Origin of the sequence: Mycolicibacterium helvum, from assembly GCF_010731895.1 — a bacterium.
Taxonomy (GTDB): Bacteria; Actinomycetota; Actinomycetes; order Mycobacteriales; family Mycobacteriaceae; genus Mycobacterium; species Mycobacterium helvum.
Genome location: NZ_AP022596.1, coordinates 3,275,970 through 3,297,546, shown reverse-complemented (window position 1 = coordinate 3,297,546; position 21,577 = coordinate 3,275,970). Strand labels below are relative to the sequence as shown.

The following is a 21,577-nucleotide window of genomic DNA, read 5'->3' as shown; positions in this document are numbered from 1 at the left end:
GGTCAATCTTGCACCGTGGGCTCGGTCCGCCACAACGTCCGCCGCTCGCCCAGCATCCGGCCCTGCACCCACCACAGTGCCTCGACCAGTCCGGCGGCAAGCAGGCCAAGAGCCAGCCCCGATGAGGTGACCTCCACGTTGGTGGGGTCGAGCATGAACGTCTCCCAGGCAAACGGTATGGCGAAGATCACCACATAAGCCAGGCCCGAGGCGGCCACCAGAGCCACGCGCCACCACTGGTACGGACGAGCGACGACGGCCAGCACCCAGATCGCCCCCATCAGCAAGGTGATCAACGCCGCGGTCGAGGCTTGCGTCTGCTCGGCCGGGGTCGAACTGTTGCCGTGATAGGCAATCAGGTACGACGTATACGTCGTCACGCCGATCACCAGCCCGGACGGCAGCGCAGAGGTCATCACCCGCCGCACGAACCCGGTACGGGCTCGCTCGTTATTGGGTGCCAGCGACAGGATGAACGCCGGGATGCCGATGGTGAACCACGCCGCGATGGTCACGTGGATCGGCTGGAACGGAAACAGCAGTGGAGCAGTACCGAAAAGCTTGTGGGACAGGCCCGCAAGCCCGACCAGCAGGGCAAGCAGCACCGAATAGACCGTCTTGGTGAGGAACAGATTTGACACCCGCTCGATGTTGCCGATGACCCGTCTACCCTCGCCCACCACATACGGCAGGGTGGCGAACTTGTTGTCCAGCAAGACGATCTGGGCCACTGCCCGCGAGGCCGGGCTGCCCGACCCCATCGCCACCCCGATGTCGGCGTCCTTGAGGGCCAGCACGTCGTTGACACCGTCACCCGTCATCGCGACGGTGTGATCGCGTGACTGCAGCGCATGCACCATGGCGCGTTTCTGGTCGGGCCGCACCCGGCCGAACGTGGTGTAGGTCGCCATCGTATTGGCCAACGCGTCGGCGTCCGTCGGCAGCTGCCGGGCATCCATGGTTTCCCCGTGCAGGCCCAGCGTGCCGGCCACCGCACCGACGGACACCGCGTTGTCACCGGAGATCACCTTTACCGAGACATTTTGGGAGGCAAAGTATTCCAAGGTTTCCCGCGCGTCGGGGCGGACCCGTTGTTCAAGGACCACCAGCGCGACCGGGCTGACCTGACCGGGCGCGTCGGGGCTGTCGACGGGTACATCGCTGGCACAAAGCAGGAGCACCCGCATACCGCGCGCGCCGATTTCCTCGGCCTTGGCGGCCGTGGCCGATTCCGGGTCGAGCAGCACGTCCGGGGCGCCGATCAGCCAATTGCCGTGCTCACCGTAAGACACCCCGCTCCACTTGGTCGCGGACTTGAATGGTGCTGCGGCCGTGGCGGTCCAGCCCGGCGCATCCGGATAGGCCTCGGCGATGGCCTGCATGCTGGCATTCGGTTTGGGGTCGTCGGCGGCCAGGGACGCCAGCACATCAGCCGCTCGGTGCGCGGTATCGTCCTCGCCTACCGCCGTGACGTCGGCCAGCCGCATACCGTTTTCGGTGAGCGTGCCGGTCTTGTCCGCGCAGACCACGTCGACACGGGCCAAGCCCTCGATGGCGGGCAGCTCCTGAACCAGGCACTGCCGGCGCCCCAACCGGACCACGCCGACCGCGAAGGCGATCGACGTCATCAAGACCAGGCCTTCGGGAACCATCGGAACCAGCGCACCGACCATCCGCAGCACCGAGTCCCGCCACCCGGCGGTGGTGGTGAACAGCTGGGTGTAAATGACCAGCAAGCCAGTAGGCCACAGCAGGTAGGTGATGAACTGCAGGATCTTGTTGATCCCGCTGCGCAGTTCGGATTTCACCAGGGTGAACTTGCTGGCCTCCTCGGCCAGTTTGGCGGCGTAGGCTTCCCGGCCCACCTTTGTGGCGCGGTAGGCCCCTGTTCCGGCGACGACGAAGCTGCCCGACATCACCGTGTCGCCGACATGTTTGGCGATCGCGTCGGCTTCACCGGTAAGCAGCGACTCGTCGACCTCCAGGTTGGCGGCCTCAAGCAACTCCCCGTCGACGATGATCTGATCGCCCGGCCCGAGCTCGATAACGTCGTCGAGGACTACCTCGTTGGGCGGCAACGGGTTTGTCCCGGATTGCCGGCGCACGGTGGGCTTGACCTGCCCGACGATAGCCAGATTGTCGAGCGTCTTCTTGGCCCGCAGTTCCTGGATGATGCCGATACCGCTGTTGGCGATGATCAGCAGCCCGAACATTCCGTTGATCAGCGACCCAGTGGACAGCACGATGAGCAGCAGCACGCCCAGGATCGCGTTGATCCGGGTCAATACGTTGGCCCGCACGATCTCGACGACGCTGCGCGACGCACGGCTGGGGACGTCGTTGGTCTTGCCCTCGGCGATCCGGGCGGCCACTTCGTCGGCGGAAAGACCCAAGCCGCTCATCGCGTAAACGTTCCCATCTTCTCGGTGTCGTAGTACTCGAGTGTCAGCTTGTCGCCGTTGAACGTCGCCATGGAAATGCTTCCGGGCGGGAAGTTTTCGCTGGGGAAGCCGAAGGTGAACACGTCGCCGCCCCAGTGGGTGAGCTCGACGGTGTCGGGTCGCGGACCCATCGACAGCGTGAGCTTGCCGCCGGACTCGGCGACCACCGCCGAACCCCAGTAGTCGTTGCGGTAGCTGCCGACGTAGCTGGCCGGCGGCTTGGCCGGAACCGGGTTGGCCGGTGGCGTCTTGCCTGCCAGTGCGCCGAAGGGTTTGTCCATGTCAGCGAACGCGTGCGCGTAGAGCGTGCGCCAGTCCTCGCGAACCTCGCCGAACTGGACCAGGTCGGCGAATTCCGCAGTCAGCGTTTCCGGGATACCGGCCGGGGTGGCGTTGGTCAACGCGACGATCGCGACATCGGCCGACGGGATGATCACAAAGTTGGTTGCGGCGCCGAGGTCGAAGGCCCCCGAGTGACTCAGTTGTACCCGGGCCGCCGACGTGGTGCCGACGTTGAATCCGTATCCGTAGAAACCCGAGCGCATCGCCGGCTCGCTGGGCGGGCTCGACACGATCTGCGGTGACACCGCAGGCAGCAGGGCGGCGGGGTCGACGATCTGCTGCCCGTTGTACGTTCCGTTGGCCAGCATCATGGTCAGCCAGTGAGTGAGGTCGTTCACCGATGAACTGACCCCGCCCGCAGGCGCTTCCGGATCGGCGTCGCGCTTGTAGAGCGGTTCGTATTTCCCGTCGACGCGGATGTGCCCGAGCGCCTTGTCCTGCCTGGCCTCGTAATCGGCGAACCGGGAGCTGGTCGACGCCATCCCCAGCGGCCGATACAGCACCTGGTCGCTGAGGTCCTCCCAGGACGTACCGGCCGCGACAGCCACCGCCTCGGCGGCGGCAGTCAGCCCGAAATTGGTGTAGGCGTATGAGATCCGGAACGGAGCCAACGGAAGCTGGCGCAGCCGCTCCAGTACGTAGCGCCGGTCGTAGCCGAGGTCCTCGAGCTGGTCACCGGCATGATCCGGCAGCCCGGAGCGGTGCGAGTACAGGTCCCCGACCGTGACCAACTTGGTGGCCACCGGATCCGAGAGCGCAAACCACGGGAGTTTGTCGGTCACCGGGGTGTTCCAGCTGATCGCATTCTGGCCGACCTGATGGGCCACCACGGTGGCGCCGATCGGCTTGGACACCGACGCCAGCTGGAAGACCGTGTCCGCATCGACGCGGTTGCCGGGGTCATCCGCCGGGCGGTTGACATCCTTGACACCGAATCCCTTGGCGTAGACCGTCTTTCCTTCGTGGACCACGGCAACCGCCATACCGGGGATGCCGGCGGCCTTCATCAGATCGTCGGCGATACCGTCGAGCTTGCCGACGGCGTTGGTTACGGCGTTGTCCGGCAGCGCCAGCGCGGGCACCAGCGGGGGCGGCTGATCGGACAGCGGCTTGACGGTCTCCGGTTTGGAGGCCGTGCTACTGCATGCGGTGAGCGCAGCCACCAGAGCAACGATCGCGGCACGCACTGCCAGAGCGGTCATGGGTTGCACCGTAGTGGCTCACAGCTCCCACCATCGGTCTATTGCCCCCGCCGTGGCGGCGACGACCCGGCCGCCGGGACGTGGAACCGCGGTCCGCACGCCGGCATCGTCAGCGGATACCAGCAACCGTTCGACCGGCTCGGCCCACGGATGTGGAGCCAGCCGGAATGTGCACCAATGAATCGGGACCAGCAGCCCGGCATCGCTGACATCGCGATGGGCGCGCACTGCTTCCTCGGGATTCATGTGGATGTCTGGCCAGGCGGTGTTGTACGCCCCGATCGGCATCAGCGTCAGGTCGAACGGGCCGTGGTCGGCGCCGATCTGTTCGAAGCTGCCGGTGTAGCCGGTGTCTCCGCCGAAGTAGGCACGGTGCCGCGGGCCGATGATTGCCCAGGACGACCACAGCGTGGTGTTACGGGACAGGAACCGGCCGGAGAAATGTCGGGCGGGCGTGCACACCAGGGTGAGGTCGCCGATCCGGGCCTGCTCGTTCCAGTCCAGCTCGATGATGCGCTCCGGCGGGATGTGCCACTGCCGCAGATGTGCGCCGATGCCGAGCGGGACGACGAACGGTGCCCGCTGTGTGCGGGCCAGCGCCAGCACCGTGTCCATGTCCAGGTGGTCGTAGTGGTCATGGCTGACCACCACCGCGTCGAGGGCCGGCAGCGATTCCAGCGGCGCGGGCACCGGATGCAGCCGCTGGGGACCCACGGTGCGCGAGGGCGAACAGCGATCGCTCCACACCGGATCGGTGAGCACCCGGTAGCCGTCGATCTCGATCAGGGCCGTCGAGTGGCCGAGCCAGCTGACTGCGAGCGGCTCTGAGTTGATCGGGGCGGCCGAGTGGGCCAGCGGAATGGTTCCAGGCGGGCGGCTGGCCGAGCGGCGGCTGAGCATGTCGAACAGCACGAGGCGGTTTTCCTCGGCGTCCAGTCGCATCGGCGAGGCGGGCTCCAGGTTGTGGAACACGCCTTCGCGGTAGTTGGGCGAGCCGTCAGCGACCGACTGGATCTCGCCGGGCCGCGCCCCCAGGGATGCGGGAGCGTCGTTCAGGGCCCGCAGGACCCAGCCGCCAGCGGCCAGCGATGCGGTGCCGGCAGCCAGTCGCAGGGCCTCTCTCAACAAGGTGCTCAGGCCCCCGTGAACTTGGCGGCGCGCTTCTCGATGCGGGCCACCTGGGCCTCGATGACGTCCTGGCTGCCCCACGCCTTGTCGAAGAGGTCCTTATGGGCGGGCCACTGCTCCTCGAAGGCGCCGTCGTCGTTGAGCACCCGCTTGGATGCCTGTAACGACAGCGGCGCCAGACCGGCGATCTCGGCGGCCCAGGCCTGCGCGTCGGCCAGATCGCCGAGCCGGTTGGCCATCCCGGTCATCAGCGCCGTGTCGGCGTCCAGCTTCTCGGCGCCCAGCAGCATGCCGCGGGCACGCCCGTAACCGGCCAGCGAGCTCAACCGGCGGACACTCCAGTTATCGAGCGCCAGACCGTATTTGGCGATCGGGAACTGGAAGTACGCACCCGGGGCCACCACGCGCAGGTCGCAGATCATCGCCAGTTGCACACCCGCCCCGATCGCCGGGCCGTTGATCGCACCGATCACCGGCATCGGGACGGCGTCGATCGCCTTGTTCAAGGCGATGGCCTTGTCCGGGAAGTCGGCGGCGAACACGTCCCCGGACAGGTCGGCTCCGGCGCAGAACACCGTGCCCTGGCCGGTCAGCACGATCGCGCGGACATCGTCAGCGGCCGCCTTCTCCACCGCTTCGCGCAGCGAATCGACGAGTTCGGAATTGAGCGCGTTGCGTCTTTCCGAACGCTGCAGCTCGATCGTGGTCACATCCCCCACGCGGTTGATACCGATCATGGTTCGAGGGTACTGGCCGATTAACCTCGCTTCATGAGCCGCATCGGGGCCGCCGAACTACGCGACGCCGCACTGGACCCTGGGTCGTTCCGAAGCTGGGATGACGCACCTTTGCTCGTCGACGCCGACGAGGCCTACACCCGTGAACTCGAGCAGGCCCGAGCCGCCACCGGTTTCGACGAGGCGGTGCTAACCGGTGAGGGCACCGTGTTCGGCCGTCGGGTGGCTGTGGTGGCCTGTGAGTTCGACTTCCTGGCCGGGTCGATCGGAGTGGCCGCAGCCGAACGCATCACCGCAGCTGTCGAGCGTGCGACGGCCGAGAAGCTGCCGCTGCTGGCGTCGCCGAGCTCGGGTGGCACCCGCATGCAGGAGGGCACCGTCGCCTTCCTGCAGATGGTGAAGATCGCCGCGGCCGTCACCCAGCACAAGCGGGCGCACCTGCCCTATCTGGTGTATCTGCGGCACCCGACCACCGGTGGGGTGTTCGCGTCGTGGGGTTCGCTGGGGCACATCACCGCGGCCCAGCCGGGCGCTCTAATCGGCTTCCTCGGGCCGCGGGTGTACGAGCAGCTCTATGGCGAACCGTTCCCGCCCGGCGTGCAGACCGCGGAGAATCTGCTGCGGCACGGCGTAATTGACGCGGTGGTCGGCGTGGAGGCGCTGCGCGCTACGTTGGATCGCGCGCTGACCGTCATCACCGACGCACCGACGGCACCGCCGGCCGCAGCCCCCGCCGAGCCGGTGCCAGACGTGCCGGCGTGGGAGTCGGTGATCGCCTCCCGGCGCCCCGATCGGCCCGGCGTGAGCTGGTTGCTGCGGGAGGGCGCCACCGACCGCGTGCTGCTGTCCGGCACGCACGGCGAGGCCGCCACCACGGTGCTGGCGCTGGCCCGTTTCGGCGGCCAGCCCGCCGTCGTCGTCGGCCAGCGACGAGTCGTCGGCGGCGTGGTGGGCCCCGCTGCCCTACGCGAGGCCCGCCGCGGCATGGCGCTGGCCGCCGGCCTGCAACTGCCGTTGGTGCTGGTCATCGACACCGCCGGGCCCGCGCTGTCGGCCGAGGCCGAGCAGGATGGGCTGGCCGGCGAGATCGCCCGGTGCCTGTCCGATCTGGTCACGCTGGACACCCCGACGGTGTCGGTGTTGCTCGGCCAGGGCAGCGGCGGGCCCGCATTGGCGATGGTCCCGGCCGACCGGGTGCTGGCCGCCCAGCACGGCTGGCTGGCCCCGCTTCCGCCGGAGGGCGCCAGCGCCATCGTTTTCCGCGACACCGCGCATGCCCCGGAACTGGCTGCGGCACAAGGAGTTCGATCAGCAGATCTGCTGCGCAACGGCATCGTCGACGCGATCGTGCCCGAACACCCCGACGCCGCCGACGAACCTGTCGAGTTCGCCCGCCGGCTGTCCAATGCGATCGCCAGGGAGATTCACGACCTACGCGAGCAGCCGTCGGACCTGCGCTACACGGGCCGCCTTCAGCGGTATCGGCGGATCGGCTTGCCCGGCTAGGGATTCGGCTCCAGCAGCGTCAACATAGCTTCGGTGACGGCGCTGAGATCCTTCTTCGCAGCAGGGTTGTTCGTCGAGGTGCTGTTGAGCGCCCCGACGACCAAGTCTCGCAGGATCCGCGGGTCGACGTCATCCCGGACCACGCCGGCGTGACGACCGCGGTCAAGCACGTCCTGCCAGACCCGGGCGAAGCGGCGCTCGTGCACGACGTGTTCGGAACGCAGGTTCGGCGGGAGCGTCTCGACCATCCGAACCACTGCCGCAGCGCGCTCGTCGCTGGCATGCAGCGCTTCAAGATGCCCACGGATCGCCGCCCTCAGCCGATCAACCGCCGCGGCGTCCTCGGGGACCGAGGCGATTGCCTCCTCCAACGCAATCCGTGCCGACTCGACACCGTCCACCAAGGTGGCCGCGACCAGTTCGTCCTTGGTGCGGAAGTGAAAGTAAAGGCTCCCCACCTGCAACCCAGCCTCGGCCGCGATCCGGCGCAGGCTTGCCCCGCCGTAGCCCTGTTCGGCGAACACTCTGGCTGAGACGTCGAGAATTCGGCGACGAGTCCTGGCGGCCTTGCTGTCGAGAATCTCCACAAACCCACTCTATCAAATCAGACGATCGTCCGATTTAGTACTATTCGTACGATCGTCTGATTCCAAAAGGAGCCGCACCCATGGCCGTCATTCCCCGCCGCACCCAAGACCACATGTCCCATGACGTCTTCCTTCCCAATGAGACGGTCGAAGTGCGGGCGCGGGCGCGGGAGTCTGTCGCACGCCACCTCGCGCCCGTGGCGCGCGAGATCGGGTCGCAGCAGGAGTCCGTCGACAGCTTTCCCTGGCAGGCGTTCCGCGGCCTGGCCTCCGACGGGTTGTTCGCCGTACCGTTCGGGCCCCAGCACGGCGCTGGACTGGAATACCCGATGTTGGGCACCTGCACGGTCGCCGAGGAGATCGCCTACGAATCGTCCTCGATTGCCGGCGTCTATGACGGGCAGTGCATCCTTGTGCCTGCCACACTGCGCCACGCAAGCACCCGACTACACGACATGCTGGTCCCCGACTTGGTCTCCGGCAAGCAGGCCTTCGCGTTCGCCACGACCGAACCCGAGACGAGTTCGGATCTGACCGCCGAGCGACTCGGCACGTTCGCAGAAGAGACCGATGGCGGGTTCATCGTCAACGGCCGGAAACGCTGGATCACCAACAGTGTTGTGGCCAATTGGGTTTCGATGCTGGTGCGCGACGGGCGGATGGGAAACCGGGCGCACATGCTTTTGATCGACCTGAGGAGCCCAGGGGTTCGGATCGGCAGCCCTGATCTGAAGATGGGCCACCGCGGGCAGATCACCGCCGACATCGTCCTCGAAGACGTGCGCGTTCCCCGCGAGAATCTGCTCGGCGAGCCGGGCCGTGGAATGGCGGTCGCGCTGTCTGCACTTGTCCGCGGCCGCATCGGCATCGGCGCGGCCGGTGTCGGAGTAGCGCAGGCCGCCCTCGACCTGGCGGTGCACCGGCTACAGACCCGTCATGTCTTTGGCAGGCCGCTGGGGGCCATGCAGCACTGGCAGTTCCAGATGGCTCAGCGCGCCACCGAACTCGAGTGTGCCCGCAGCCTTTATCAGAAGGCCGCGATGCTGCTGGACACCGGCGATGCCACCGCCGAGCCCGAGGCCGCGATGGCCAAGGCTTATGGCACCCGATTGGCGAACGACCTCGTGCGGGAAGCCATCCAGATCCATGGCGCTCTCGGCTTCGCCCGCCAGGTGGGCGAAACCGGCGAGTCGCTTCGCCTCGAAGAAATGTACCGAGACGCCAAGATCCTCGAAATCTTCGAGGGCGCAAACGAACTTCAGCAATGGATCGTGGCTCGCCGGCTGATCGGCCGCGACATTACCGGCTGAACTCGGTCAGGGGTTGCGCCGGAACAGCTCCGCGGGCCTGCCGCCGGTGCCGGTGATCAGATGACCGGTGGGCCGCAGCAGCGGTTTCATCAGTCGGCGGAACCCGTCGCGCTGCAGCGGCCGCCCGGCCACCGCCTGATGCACCCGGTGCAGCTCGCCCAGAGTGAATTGCCGCCCGAGCAGATGGCCGGGGTCGGGCTGCTCGGCATAGCGGTCGCGGACATGCTCGACCGCGCGGGTGATGATCTCGCCGTGCCCGTGGCGCAGCCGGCCCGGTCGGGCCGCCGCGGCCAGTCGCGTCTGGCCCGGCCTGCGGGAGTCGAGTCGGCGTATCGGCACGATTTCAACGTGCGCCACCGACAGTGTCCAACCGCGGCTGTCCCGCCCGGGGTCGTCGAACACATGCAGCTGACGTGGGCGCAGCCCGCGCACATCGGCCTTGGCTTGTAGTGACCGCTCGACCGCGTCGGCAAGCCGCTCGCCGGGGTGCAGGAAGGTTCCCGGCAGCCCCCAGCCAGGGGCGTCGGCGCGACGCACCTGCAGAACCATCAACTCCGGGTCGGCCGGATCGAGGGTCAGCAGTGCGGTGTCGACCGCCACATTCGGGCGCGGATAATCACTCAGAGGCAGTGCCCCTGTTTCACCTGTATCGCTGATTAACTCATTATTGCGTAAAGCCGTGCTCGGCGCACCGCAGTAGGGTGCCGACTTCCTCGTCGGAAGTCTGCTGGAAGTTGTCGTAGCCTTGGCCCACCGCGCTGAAATGAGCTGGGGCACCCGGACATACGACGTCGTCGGCGTAGTCGCGCAATTCGTCGATCGTGCCGGGCGCGCCGATCGGGGCGGCCAGCACCACCGTGGCCGCGCCGTGGGCGCGGGCCACCAGACACGCCGCGCGGGCGGTCGAGCCGGTCGCGAATCCGTCGTCGACGATCACCACCACCCGGCCGGTCAGCGGAATCGGGGCCCGGTCACCGCGGTAGGCCTCGACGCGACGTCGCAGTTCGGTGCGCTGGCCGGCCTCCACCTCGGCGATCTCGGCATCGCTGACCACCACATGCCGCAGCACCGAGTCGTTGAGCACCCGCACGCCACCCTCACCGATGGCGCCGAACGCCAGCTCGGGTTGGCTCGGTACCCCGAGCTTGCGCACCACGAGCACGTCCAGCGGGGCCGCCAATGCCTTGGCCACCTCATAGGCCACCGGAACGCCGCCGCGCGGGAGGCCTAGCACCACCGGGGCTCGCCCGGCGGGCAGGAGCGGAGCGACCCGGGGATCAGCACCTCGATAACCCAGCAGCCAGCCGGCCAGCCGCCGGCCGGCATCAGCGCGATCGACGTAGCGCCGCATACTTCGCAGTCTGCGCTCGCGCCGGGCGTCAGGCCAGCGATTCCAGCCAGGCCCGGTGCAACGCGGCATAACGGCCCTGGGAGTCGATGAGCTCACCCGGCGGGCCGTCCTCGACGATGCGGCCGTGCTCGAGCACCAGCACCCGGTCGGCGATCTCGACCGTCGACAACCGGTGGGCGATGATCAGCGCCGTCCGGTCGGCCAGCACCGTCCGCAGCGCCCGCTGTACCAGCCGCTCGCTCGGGATGTCCAGCGATGAGGTCGCCTCGTCGAGGATCAGCACCGCCGGGTCGGCGAGGAACGCTCGGCCGAATGCGATCAGCTGTCGCTGTCCGGCGGACAACCGTCCCCCACGGGTGGCCACGTCGGTGTCGTAGCCCTCGGGCAGCGCCGCGATGAACTCGTGCGCCCCCACCGCGACCGCGGCGGCGTGCACCTCGGCGTCCGTCGCCGTCGGCCGACCGAAGCGGATGTTGTCGGCGACGGTCCCGGAAAACAGGAAGTTCTCCTGGGTGACCATCACGACGTGGCGGCGCAGGTCGCTCTGCGCGAAATCGCGCAGAGCAACGCCGTCGAGGGTGACTGCCCCCGATGTCGGGTCGTAGAACCGCGCGATGAGTTTGGCGATGGTGGTTTTACCCGCGCCGGTGGTGCCAACCAGCGCGACGGTCTGCCCGGCCGGCACGACGACCGACAGCCCCGGCAGCACCAAGCGATCCGGCACATAGCTGAATTGCACGGTGCCGAAAGCGATCTCACCGCGTATGCGCTCCGGGTGCACCGGCACCGGCGGGTCGGCGATCGCCGGCTCCTGGGCTAACACCCCGGCGAGCTTCTCCAGCGCCGATGACGCCGACTGGAAAGTGTTGAAGAACTGCGAGATCTCCTGCATCGGTTCGAAGAACATCCGCAGGTACAGCAGGAACGCCGCCAGGGTGCCGACCGTCATCTCGCCGTGCAGCACCCTGGAGCCGCCGTACAGCAGCACCGCGCCGGTGGCCAGATTGCCGACGAGCTTGACCGCCGGCATGAAGATCGCCAACTGCCGAAAGGTCTCTTCGTTGTCCGCGCGGTACCGATCCGCGACCTCGTCGAAGATCTCCTGATTGCGCGGCTCGCGGCGATAGGCCTGCACCGCCTTGATGCCGGTCATCGTCTCGACGAACTGCACGATGACCAACGCTGCGCTTTCCCGAACCCGGCGGTAGGTCTTGGCCGACGCGGACGAGAACCACCACACCAGCGCGACCAGAATTGGGAAGGCGGCCAAGCACACCAGCCCCAGTCGCACGTCGAGGACGACCAGCAGGATCGCCGTGCCGAACAACGTCAGGACAGCGGTGATCAAGCTGTCGAAACCCGTCTCCAGCATGTCCTGGATCGCCTCGACGTCGTTGGTCAACCGGCTGACCACCCGCCCGGACGTGTAGCGGTCGTGGAACGCCACGTCGAGGCGCTGAAAATGCCGGAAAACCCGACGGCGCACTTCCAGCAGCACCCGCTGGCCGATGCGCCCGGAGCGATTCAGGAACATCAGCCGACTGATCGCCTGGACGCACACCACACCGCACAGCACCACAACGACGATGATCAGCTCACGAGCCGAGCCGCCGGCCACCAGCGGCGGGATGGCGTGGTCGATACCGCGCTGAACCAGTAGCGGAACAGATAGCCGCGCAACGTTTTCCACAATGACCACCAGCGCCAGCAGCCCAACGGTCATTGTGAACGGTGCAAGCAACGAGCCCAGCAGCGCACGGGCCTCCCGGCGGCGCGGGCTGGCCTCGTCGATCGGCAGGTCGTCGGGCGCTTCGTCGAGGCGGCCCCGCCACTCGGTCGCGGTCATCGTGGCCTGCCTTCCGACCCCGAGTAATCGGCGGCCCGGCGCACAGCGTCACGCTGCTCGCAGGCCTCCTCGTACGCACGGTCGAGCCGTCGGCGCTGGTCGTCGTCCTCCCACCCGGGCCTGGGCTCACAGCCGTCGTCTAGCTCGTCGTCGGCCGCCAGCAGGAAGCGGTAGCGCGGCACGGTGGCCAGCAATTCGGCGTGGGTGCCGATGTGGGTGATGGTGCCCGCGCCGTCGACCGTGTCGAGCAGCGCGACCTTGTCGGCGAGCAGCACCGTCGAGGCTCGGTGGGCGACCACCACCGCCGTGACACCGACCAGCACTCGCCGTAACGCCGCGGTGACCTGGGCTTCGGTATGGACGTCAAGGGCCGACAGCGTGTCGTCGAGCACCAGGATCCGCGGCGCGGCCAGGATGGCGCGGGCCAGTGAAAGTCGTTGCCGCTGACCGCCCGACAGGCTCATGCCTTGTTCCCCGATCCGGGTCTGCAGGCCGAATGGCAGGTCGTAGACGAACTGGGCGGCGGCGATCTCGATGGCCCTGGTGAGGTCGTCGTCGGATGCCTCGGATCGTCCGAGTCGCAGGTTCTCGGCCACCGACATCGAGAACAGGGTCGGGTCCTCGAAGGCGGTGGCGACAGTCTCGCGGAGCGCCTCAAGGGACAGCTCGCGGATATCGATGCCGTCGATGCGGATCGCGCCTTCGGTGACGTCGTAGAGCCTGGGCAGCAGCGACGCCAGCACCGACTTGCCGGAACCGGTGGCGCCCACCAGAGCCAGGGTCTCCCCCGGTTCGACGGTGACGTTGACGTGGCGCAACGCGAAAGCGTCGCTGTCAGGGAAACAAAAACCGACGTCGGCTAGCTCCAACCGGCCGCCGCGCGGCACGGCCGTGCCAGGCCCGTCGGTGATCTCGCGGGGGGCATCGAAGATCTCGGCGATCCGGTTGGCCGCCGTCATCGCCTCCTGGGTCATCGACAGCAGGAAGCCGAGCGAGGCGATCGGCCAGACCAGCGACAGCATCATCGTGATGAACGCGACGAGGGTGCCGAGGGTGACCAGCCCGTGCCCAGCGGCGTAGGCCCCGAAGCCCAGCACGACGATCAGCGTGAGGTTGGGAATCACCTCGAGCATCGTCCAGAACTTGGCCGACACCGCGACCTTCTGGATCTGGGTGTCATAGAGCCCGCTGGCCTGCTCGTCGAACCGGTCGTAGACGTAGTCTTCGCGGCCGAATGATTTCACCGCGCGCAATCCCAGCGCCGATTCCTCGACCTGGGTGGCGACGTGGCCGGCCTGGTCCTGGGCTTGGCGGGACAGCCGGGTGAAGGCACGCTCGAAATGCAGCACGGTAACGGTGATCGGCGCGATCGAGACGAGCACCACCACCCCGAGCGGCCAGTACATCGCCAGCAAGATGATCGTGACGATGATGATCTGCAGGACATTGAGGATCAGAAAGACCAACCCGAACGAGAGCAGCCGTCGAATAACGCTGAGGTCGTTCATGATTCGCGACAACAGCTGGCCGGATTGCCAGCGGCCGTGAAACGACATCGGCAGGATCTGCAGCCGGGCGTAGAGATCCTTGCGGATATCGACCTCCACCCCCATGGTCGCCCGGGCCACCAGCCAGCGGCGGATGAACCACAGCACCGCCTCGGAGACGCCCACCGCCATGGCCGCCGTACCGAGCACCCACAAGCCCCGCTGGTCCTGGTGGCGGACCGGCCCGTCGATCACCGCCTTCGTCATCAGCGGGATGGCGACAGTGGCCACCAGACTCGTGATCGCGACGGTGATCATCGTGATCCAGCGCGCGCGATAGGGCATCAGATACGGCAGCAACCGGAACAGATCGGAGGCGGCCCGTGGCGCTGGACGTGGCGCGGCGATAGCCGGATCCGAGCGCACCCGGGTTTCGCGCAGCCCACCTGGAACAGAAGGCACCACATCCACCGCGTCAACCATTTCCTCAGTTACCGACCACCACTGAACATATGCGGCTAGTACGACACGACCCCCACGTTCGATGATCGCACGCACGGCAATCGGTTATCGGCCACGTCGTCACCACGCTAAAACCTGAACGATGATTGAGGTCAAACCCATCCCCCGGATGTCGCCGTGTCGCAGCGGCCTCCCACTGGTACGGCCGTCGATCAGGCAAGATATGGGCCATGGACAGTAGTTCAGCGGCACCCCGAGTACTGGTGGTCGATGACGATCCCGACGTGCTCGCATCGCTGGAGCGCGGGCTGCGGCTATCCGGATTCGAGGTGGCCACCGCCGTCGACGGCGCCGAAGCCCTGCGCTCGGCCACCGAAACCAGACCCGACGCGATCGTCCTCGACATCAACATGCCGGTGCTGGACGGCGTGAGCGTGGTGACCGCGTTGCGCGCGATGGACAACGACGTGCCGGTCTGCGTGCTCTCGGCCCGCAGCTCGGTCGACGACCGGGTCGCCGGCCTGGAGGCCGGGGCGGACGACTACCTGGTCAAACCGTTCGTGCTGGCCGAGCTGGTGGCCCGGGTCAAGGCGCTGCTGCGCCGACGGGGCGCGACGGCGACGTTCTCCTCGGAGACCATTCAGGTCGGCCCGCTCGAGGTCGACATCCCGGGCCGGCGGGCCAGGGTCAACGGCGTCGACGTCGACCTCACCAAGCGTGAGTTCGATCTGCTTGCGGTGCTCGCCGAACACAAGACCGCCGTGCTGTCCCGTGCCCAGCTGCTCGAGCTGGTGTGGGGTTACGACTTCGCCGCCGACACCAACGTCGTCGACGTCTTCATCGGTTATCTGCGCCGCAAGCTTGAAGCCGGCGGCGCGCCCCGACTGCTGCACACCGTACGCGGCGTGGGCTTCGTGTTGCGCACTCAGTGACGTCGTGAAGCTCGCGCGCATCTTCCGCCGCACCCCTTCGCTGCGCACCCGCGTGGCGTTCGCGACGGCAATCGGCGCGGCGATCGTGGTGACCATCGTGGGCACCATCGTCTGGATCGGCATCACCAACGACCGCCTGGAACGCCTGGACCGGCGACTGGACGAAGCTGCGGGCTTCGCTGTTCCGTTCGTCCCGCGCGGGCTCGACCAGATCCCGCCGTCACCCAACGACCAGGACGTAGTGATCACCGTTCGCCGCGGCGACGCGGTCCGGTCCAACTCCGACGTCGTGCTGCCCCGACTGGACTCCGACTACGCCACCACCGAGGTCGACGGCGTCCGCTACCGGGTGCGCACGGTTGAGCTGTCCTACCCGGAGACCACCACACTCGAAGTCGGCGCCACCTACGACGACACCATCGCCGACACCAACAACCTGCATCGCCGGGTGTTGATCATCTGCGCACTCGCCGTCGGCGCGGCGGGTCTGCTCGGCTGGCTGCTGGCCACGTTCGCGGTCCGTCCGCTGCGGCGACTGGCCGCCCAGACCCGACAGATCCAGGCCGGTGACAAGGCGCCCGATGTCGAGATCGGCGGCGCCACCGAAGCAGTGGAGATCGGCGAGGCGATCAAAGGACTGCTGGAGCGGATCTGGACCGAACAGGAGCGGACCCAGGCAGCACTGGCCTCGGCCCGCGATTTCGCCGCAGTGTCGGCCCACGAGCTACGCACGCCGCTGACCGCGATGCGCACCAATCTCGAGGTGCTGACCACTCTGGAGGTGACCGAGGAGCAGCGCAAGGAATTGCTCGGCGATGTCGCACGCACCCAGAACCGCATCGAAGCCACCCTCGGTGCACTGGAACGCCTTGCCCAGGGCGAACTTTCAACGGAAGCCGATCACGTTCCCGTCGACATCACCGAGCTACTCGACCGCGCCGCGCACGACGCGATGCGGGTGTACCCCGACCTCGACGTGTCACTGGCGCCCTCGCCAACGTGCATCATCATCGGTCTGCCTGCCGGTCTTCGGCTGGCGGTCGATAACGCGATCGCCAACGCGGTCAAGCACGGTGGCGCCACCCGGGTGCAACTGTCGGCGGTCAGCTCGCGCGACGGTGTCGAGATCGCCGTCGACGACAACGGCTCCGGCGTTCCGGAGGCGGAACGCTCGGCGGTCTTCGAGCGCTTCGCTCGCGGATCGACGGCCTCGCATTCGGGTTCCGGGCTCGGCCTGGCGCTGGTGGCCCAGCAGGCCGAATTACACGGCGGGACAGCCTCGTTGGAGGACAGCGCACTCGGTGGCGCGCGGCTGGTGCTGAAGCTGCCCGCACCGCACTAGGCCGCTGGCGTCGCTCCGGCGATGGCGTTGCCGCCGTCGATGATCAACGTCGTGCCCGTGACGTACGAGGCCCCTGGCGTGGCCAGGTAGGCGACGCCGGACGCGACCTCGTCGGCGGTGGCCGACCGCCCGATCGGCGTGGCCTCTCCCGCGGCGACCTCGGAGGGCAACTGGGCCGCCGTCGCGATCCAGCCGGGCAGTACCAAGTTGGCGGTGATGCCGTTCTTGGCGTAGTCCACGGCCAGCGACCGGGTCATACCCAGCATCGCCGCCTTGGCGGTGTGATACCCGACGTCGCCGGTGTAGGCGGTCAGCACACCGGCCGTCGAGCCCACGTTGACGATGCGGCCGTATCCGCGTTCCACCATCCCCGGCAGTGCGGCCCTGGTGACATAGAACGCGCTGTCGAGGTTGCGGCGCAAAGCAAGTGACCACTCGTCGTCGGTCATCACCATCAGCGAGTTGGGCTCTTCCGGGCTGTGTACCGATGCCAGGCCGGCATTGTTCACCAGGATGTCGAGCTTGCCGAACGCCGCGACTGCGGCCGCGACCAGCCCACTGGCAGCGTCGCGGTCGAACAGGTCCGCGATATGCGCATCGGCCGCAATGCCAATACTCGCAAGCTCCTCGGCACGCCGGTGGACCCGGTCGGTGGTGCCGGTCACCATCACCGCGGCCCCGAGTTGCCCCAGCAGCCGCGCCGAGGCGAAACCAATACCGATCTCGCTGCTCGACCCGGTGACCAGGGCAACCTGACCGGTGAGATCGAACGCGCCTGGCGTAGCGGGCATTATGTTTGGTCCCTTCGATTTTCAGCCGTCCACGCCGACAGTAAAGGGCCACGGCGGGCATTTCTAGGTCGCACGTCCAAATCTTGGACGTTCGTACAACGTAGTAACCGCCATGTCACACCGCCGAAATCAGTCGCCCCGAAACTGGGCCGATGAGACTCACGTCGGGAATCGCGCCCCTGGCGATCGCCGCGGTCTTGCTGGCCGGCACGGCTTGTTCGGGAAAGACGAACAGCGCACGCGACAGTACAACCGTCGCGTCGACAGTGCGCACCCCGTTGATGTCTGATCCGCCGCCCCTGGACCCCGACACCTTCTACCAGCCCGAGGGCCTGCTGATCATGACCTCGACCTACCAGGGACTGCTGCAGTACGCGCCGGGGTCGACGAAGATCGCACCGCTGTTGGCAACGAAGTGGGACGTCACACCGGACGGACTGACCTATACCTTCACCCTGCGCGACGGCGTCAAGTTCGCCGACGGGACACCGTTTGATTCCGCGGCCGCCAAAGCCAGCTTCCAGCGCCGCATCGACATGGCGGCCGGCCCGGCCTACATGCTGGCCGACGTGAAGGACATGCAGACTCCGGACCCGCACACCTTCGTCGTCACACTCACCAAACCTGTTGCGCCATTTCTCGATTACCTCGCCTCGCCCTACGGACCACTGATGACCAGCCCTACCGCGGTGGCCCAGCACACCAGCGGCAACGACCACGCATCGGCGTGGCTGGCATCGCACACCGCCGGAACCGGCCCCTACGAGCTGACCGAGGCGGTGCCGGCCAGTCACTACACGATGAGCGCGAACAAGAACTACTGGGGCACCGCTGGCCAGATCACCTCGGTGCAGATGCCGGTGATCACCGCTTCCGCCGTGCAGCGACTCGAACTCGGCAACGGCCAACTCGACATGGTCTTGCACGGCTTGTCGAAGGGCGACTACGAAGCACTTGCGGCCGGCCCGGACACCGAGGTCCTCCAGGAAAGCGCCCTGGTCAAGGCGGAGGTCATGGTCAGCCCGAGCTCGCCGGTCTTCGCCTCACGCGACGCGCGAGCCGCGCTGTCGGCCGCGCTCGACCAGACCGCTTTGACCACACAGATATTCGGTGCGCAGGGCGCTCCGTCGACGCAGTTCTACCCGATCGGGATGCTGCCCGACGGTGCGGTGCCCGACAAGCACGACTACGACCCGTCGAAGCTGGCCGCAGTGGGCAAGGCCGGCGGCGACGTCGTGATCGGCTTCCCCACCGGTGACAGCAGCCTGCAGGATCTGGCCAATCAGATGCAGGTGATCCTGCAGCAGGCCGGGCTCAAGGCCACAGTCCGCGACTTCCCGCTGGCCCAGTTCTTCGCCCTGCCCCAAAACCCGGACCAGCGACCAGATCTGCTGCTGGCCTCATTCAACCCCGACGCAGCCCATCCCGATACCTGGTCACGGATCTACCAGTACACCAATGCGCCGGTGAATCTGCAGGGCTGCTCGGTTCCCGAGGCGGACAAGCTTCTCGATGCGGGCAGCGCCGAACCTGATGCGGCCAAGTCGCAGGCCCTGTATATCGAAGCCGCCAAGGCCTATCGGGATTCGCTGTGCTGGATCAATCTGTCTGACCTACACAACACCGTCGCCGCCCGGAAGGGCTACTCCGGCTGGCAGAGTCAGCCCGCCTGGATGTGGGACACCGACTTCTCCACTCTGAAACACCAGGGATGACGGCTGGCACCACTGCACGAGGCGCGGCGCGGCGCACCGAGATTATCGACGCCGCGATCGAGGTGATGGCCCGGGTCGGCCTGGCCGGGCTGTCGATGCGTCTGGTGGCGAACCAGGCCCAAATACCATTGGGTGCGCTGAGCTACTACTTCGACGACAAGTCCGATCTGATCGCACAGGCCTTCGCCCAGCTGTCCGATCGCGAGATCGACCGCGTCGTGCGCACGGCGGAGCGCCTCGAGCCGTCGATGTCGCCGCCAGCGCTCGCCGATCTGGTCGCCGACATGATCATCGACGGATTCAACTCACCTCGCGGCGCGATCGTCACCCGCTACGAACTGGTCACCGAGGCAAGCCGCGACGAGCGGCTACGGCCGATGTTCGAAGCCTGGTATGCGGCAATGGTTCCCGCGCTGAGCCGACTCTTTCGCGAGCTCGGATCCCATCAGCCCGAGCTCGACGCCCGCACCGTCATGGCGGTGATGGCGGGCCTGGAGATCGACAACCTGTATCGCCCGCTGGGACCGGTCGACAAGCGCCGGATCCGGGCCACACTGCGGCACGCGTTCACCGCCGTTATCGCCCTGCACAACGCCTGAGTAACCCGAGAGGAAGACGAACGACAGATGGCAGGCACCCCGTTCGGTCGCGACGCCTCCCGCCCGCCGGTCGGCGCCACGCCGTCGACCCAGGTCCCGCGCTACGCCGGCAAAGGCACCTTCGCCCGCATCGCGGATATCCATGAGGTAGCCGACTACGACATCGCCGTCGTGGGTTTACCTTTCGACGGCGGCACCTCCTACCGGCCGGGAGCGAGATTCGGCCCGATGGCCGTCCGTCAGGCGGCCCGCACGTTACGCCCGGGATATCACGTCGAATTCGGTGTCGCCCCGCTGGAGCAGGTCCAGATCGTGGACGCCGGCGACGTGACGATCACCCCCTTCGATATCCCGCAAGCATGCACCCAGATCGAGAACGGCATGCGGGAACTCATCGGCGAACGGGGGCGCAAGGTCGTCGCCATCGGCGGTGACCACACCGTCGCATTGCCGAATCTTCGTGCACTACACGCATTCCACGGTCCGCTGGCGCTGGTGCACTTCGACGCGCATCTGGACACCTGGGACACCTACTTCAACGCACCCGTCACGCACGGCACGCCGTTTCGCCGCGCGTTCGAGGAAGGGCTGCTGATCGAGGACCACTCCATCCACGTCGGCATCCGCGGCCCGATCTACGACCGGATGGACCTTGCCGATGACGCCCGGATGGGATTCCACATCATCCGGGCCGGCGATCTCGACGTCATGGGCGTCGAGGCAGCCGTCGATATCGTCGCCCGCCGAGTCGACGATCTGCCGGTATACCTCTCGATCGACATCGATGTGCTGGACCCCGCATTCGCTCCCGGGACCGGAACACCGGAGTCGGGCGGGCTGACCTCACGGGAACTGCTGCGAATGCTTCGCCGACTCAACGGGATCAACGTCGTCGGCGCCGATGTCGTTGAGGTCGCACCGGCCTACGATCACGCCGAGATCACCTCGATCGCCGCCGCGACGGTGGTGTTCGACCTGTTGAGCCTGATCGTCGCCAACGGGTGAGATTCAGTTCGCTTCGGGCACGTACGTTCGTTGCGCCCATTGGAAGACCTGCCAGGCCTCGCGCTCGTCAAGCATGTCGTGTACCCGTCGAGCGGCCTGCGGCCCGATCGGTTTGGCATCTCGCGCCTTCACCTGAACCTCGGCACTGCGCTCCATCATCAGGAAGTAGCCGACCGCCGCGTCGACGCTGGTAGCCACCGTCAGCAGCCCGTGGTTGCGCAGAATCGCAGCCCTGGTCTGCCCGAGGGCGGCCGCGATCCGCTTACCGCCATCGGTCGACCCGATATTGACTTCGTGGTCATCGAAGATCTCGTGGTCATCAAAGAATGCACACGCCTCCTGCGAGATCGGCGCCAGCTTGGTGACCTCAGCGGAAAACGGTGTCCCGTACGGGGTATGACAGTGCGCGGCGGCGATGACGTCGGAGCGGGCCTCGTGCAATGGGGCGTGAATGTAGTAGGCGGCCACGTTGATGTGGCCACCGCCCTCGACCGAGCCGTCGGCATGGACCAGGACCAGATCGTCAGGGGTCATGAAACGGAACGGAACCCCGTAACGCCCGAGCCAGAAACAGTCCAGCCACTCAGGGTCGCGGGCCGAGATATGACCGTCCCCCAGCGATCCCCAGCCCATCGCGCCGAATACCCGATAGGCCAACGCCAGACGCCGCTTGCGGTGCGCCCGCAATTCAGCGGGATCGGTGAGCACCGGCTCGTCGGCAGCCGGATCGAGGAAAGCGCTGTCAGCGTCCATCCTGTACCTCGCTCAGGCCGTCGAATGATCCATCAGGCGAT

The 21,577-nt window shown here is 67.2% G+C and carries 17 protein-coding genes and 1 pseudogene; 7 read left to right on the top strand and 11 right to left on the bottom strand.

The features are described 5' to 3' along the window. Positions 1–2: 2 nt before the first annotated feature. The 4 genes from G6N38_RS15520 to G6N38_RS15505 are packed head-to-tail and all read right to left on the bottom strand — an operon-like array spanning position 3 to position 5,850. Positions 3–2,402, bottom strand: coding sequence for an HAD-IC family P-type ATPase (locus tag G6N38_RS15520; protein ID WP_163748904.1), 2,400 nt, complete (start codon positions 2,400–2,402; stop codon positions 3–5). After that, positions 2,399–3,985: a serine hydrolase gene (locus G6N38_RS15515; protein WP_163748902.1), complete on the bottom strand. Its 1,587-nt coding sequence runs from the start codon at positions 3,983–3,985 to the stop codon at positions 2,399–2,401. The genes G6N38_RS15520 and G6N38_RS15515 overlap by 4 nt, the downstream gene beginning before the upstream one ends. A gap of 18 nt (positions 3,986–4,003) precedes the next feature. Then, positions 4,004–5,113 carry an MBL fold metallo-hydrolase gene (locus tag G6N38_RS15510; protein WP_163748900.1) on the bottom strand — a complete coding sequence of 370 codons (1,110 nt, stop codon included), beginning with the start codon at positions 5,111–5,113 and terminating at the stop codon, positions 4,004–4,006. A gap of 5 nt (positions 5,114–5,118) precedes the next feature. Then, positions 5,119–5,850, bottom strand: a complete 732-nt coding sequence (locus G6N38_RS15505; protein ID WP_163748898.1) for an enoyl-CoA hydratase — start codon at positions 5,848–5,850, stop codon at positions 5,119–5,121. Positions 5,851–5,883: 33 nt separating this feature from the next. On the opposite strand from G6N38_RS15505, the gene G6N38_RS15500 reads away from it, so the two are divergent. Beyond that, entirely contained in the window at positions 5,884–7,356 is a 1,473-nt protein-coding gene (locus G6N38_RS15500; RefSeq protein WP_163748896.1) for a carboxyl transferase domain-containing protein, read from the top strand. Here G6N38_RS15500 and G6N38_RS15495 read toward each other — a convergent pair. Then, the gene (locus G6N38_RS15495; protein ID WP_163748894.1) at positions 7,353–7,943 is read right to left on the bottom strand and encodes a TetR/AcrR family transcriptional regulator; all 591 of its coding nucleotides are present in this window, start codon (positions 7,941–7,943) and stop codon (positions 7,353–7,355) included. The genes G6N38_RS15500 and G6N38_RS15495 overlap by 4 nt on opposite strands. 80 nt (positions 7,944–8,023) lie before the next feature. Here G6N38_RS15495 and G6N38_RS15490 point away from each other — a divergent pair, with 80 nt between their 5' ends. Next, the gene (locus G6N38_RS15490) at positions 8,024–9,253 is read left to right on the top strand and encodes an acyl-CoA dehydrogenase family protein (RefSeq protein WP_163748892.1); all 1,230 of its coding nucleotides are present in this window, start codon (positions 8,024–8,026) and stop codon (positions 9,251–9,253) included. 6 nt (positions 9,254–9,259) lie between these two features. Here the strand turns inward: G6N38_RS15490 and G6N38_RS15485 are convergent, their stop codons facing one another. The 4 genes and pseudogenes from G6N38_RS15485 to G6N38_RS15470 all read right to left on the bottom strand — a co-directional run bounded on the left by G6N38_RS15485 (position 9,260) and on the right by G6N38_RS15470 (position 14,363). Further along, complete coding sequence (locus G6N38_RS15485) at positions 9,260–9,853, bottom strand: NUDIX hydrolase (protein WP_246227226.1); 594 nt, start codon at positions 9,851–9,853, stop codon at positions 9,260–9,262. A gap of 67 nt (positions 9,854–9,920) precedes the next feature. Then, a pseudogene (locus G6N38_RS15480) lies at positions 9,921–10,604 on the bottom strand (phosphoribosyltransferase); the annotation flags it as partial. A 28-nt stretch (positions 10,605–10,632) separates the two neighbouring features. Then, positions 10,633–12,450, bottom strand: coding sequence for an ABC transporter ATP-binding protein (locus G6N38_RS15475; RefSeq protein WP_163748887.1), 1,818 nt, complete (start codon positions 12,448–12,450; stop codon positions 10,633–10,635). Beyond that, positions 12,447–14,363 carry an ABC transporter ATP-binding protein gene (locus G6N38_RS15470; protein WP_246228024.1) on the bottom strand — a complete coding sequence of 639 codons (1,917 nt, stop codon included), beginning with the start codon at positions 14,361–14,363 and terminating at the stop codon, positions 12,447–12,449. The genes G6N38_RS15475 and G6N38_RS15470 overlap by 4 nt, the downstream gene beginning before the upstream one ends. A 266-nt stretch (positions 14,364–14,629) precedes the next feature. Between G6N38_RS15470 and prrA the strand changes: the two genes are divergently transcribed. Both prrA and G6N38_RS15460 read left to right on the top strand, forming a co-directional pair. Then, a complete protein-coding gene (prrA, locus tag G6N38_RS15465) occupies positions 14,630–15,331 on the top strand; it encodes a two-component system response regulator PrrA (RefSeq protein WP_094475739.1) in 702 nt (233 codons plus the stop codon). A gap of 4 nt (positions 15,332–15,335) precedes the next feature. Continuing rightward, a complete protein-coding gene (locus G6N38_RS15460) occupies positions 15,336–16,673 on the top strand; it encodes a HAMP domain-containing sensor histidine kinase (protein WP_163748884.1) in 1,338 nt (445 codons plus the stop codon). On the opposite strand, the gene G6N38_RS15455 is transcribed toward G6N38_RS15460, so the two are convergent. Continuing rightward, positions 16,670–17,464, bottom strand: a complete 795-nt coding sequence (locus tag G6N38_RS15455) for an SDR family NAD(P)-dependent oxidoreductase (RefSeq protein ID WP_163748882.1) — start codon at positions 17,462–17,464, stop codon at positions 16,670–16,672. The two genes, G6N38_RS15460 and G6N38_RS15455, sit on opposite strands and share 4 nt — an antisense overlap. A 152-nt stretch (positions 17,465–17,616) precedes the next feature. Between G6N38_RS15455 and G6N38_RS15450 the strand changes: the two genes are divergently transcribed. Genes G6N38_RS15450 through speB form a run of 3 tightly spaced genes read left to right on the top strand, consistent with a single transcriptional unit; the run spans position 17,617 to position 20,783 of the window. Further along, positions 17,617–19,179, top strand: a complete 1,563-nt coding sequence (locus G6N38_RS15450; protein ID WP_163748880.1) for an ABC transporter substrate-binding protein — start codon at positions 17,617–17,619, stop codon at positions 19,177–19,179. Next, positions 19,176–19,778 carry a TetR/AcrR family transcriptional regulator gene (locus G6N38_RS15445; RefSeq protein WP_163748878.1) on the top strand — a complete coding sequence of 201 codons (603 nt, stop codon included), beginning with the start codon at positions 19,176–19,178 and terminating at the stop codon, positions 19,776–19,778. The genes G6N38_RS15450 and G6N38_RS15445 overlap by 4 nt, the downstream gene beginning before the upstream one ends. Positions 19,779–19,805: 27 nt before the next feature. Then, positions 19,806–20,783: an agmatinase gene (gene speB / locus G6N38_RS15440; RefSeq protein ID WP_163748876.1), complete on the top strand. Its 978-nt coding sequence runs from the start codon at positions 19,806–19,808 to the stop codon at positions 20,781–20,783. A gap of 3 nt (positions 20,784–20,786) precedes the next feature. Here speB and G6N38_RS15435 read toward each other — a convergent pair whose 3' ends face one another. Then, a complete protein-coding gene (locus G6N38_RS15435; RefSeq protein WP_163748874.1) occupies positions 20,787–21,536 on the bottom strand; it encodes a class II aldolase/adducin family protein in 750 nt (249 codons plus the stop codon). Between the last annotated feature and the right edge of the window lie 41 nt (positions 21,537–21,577).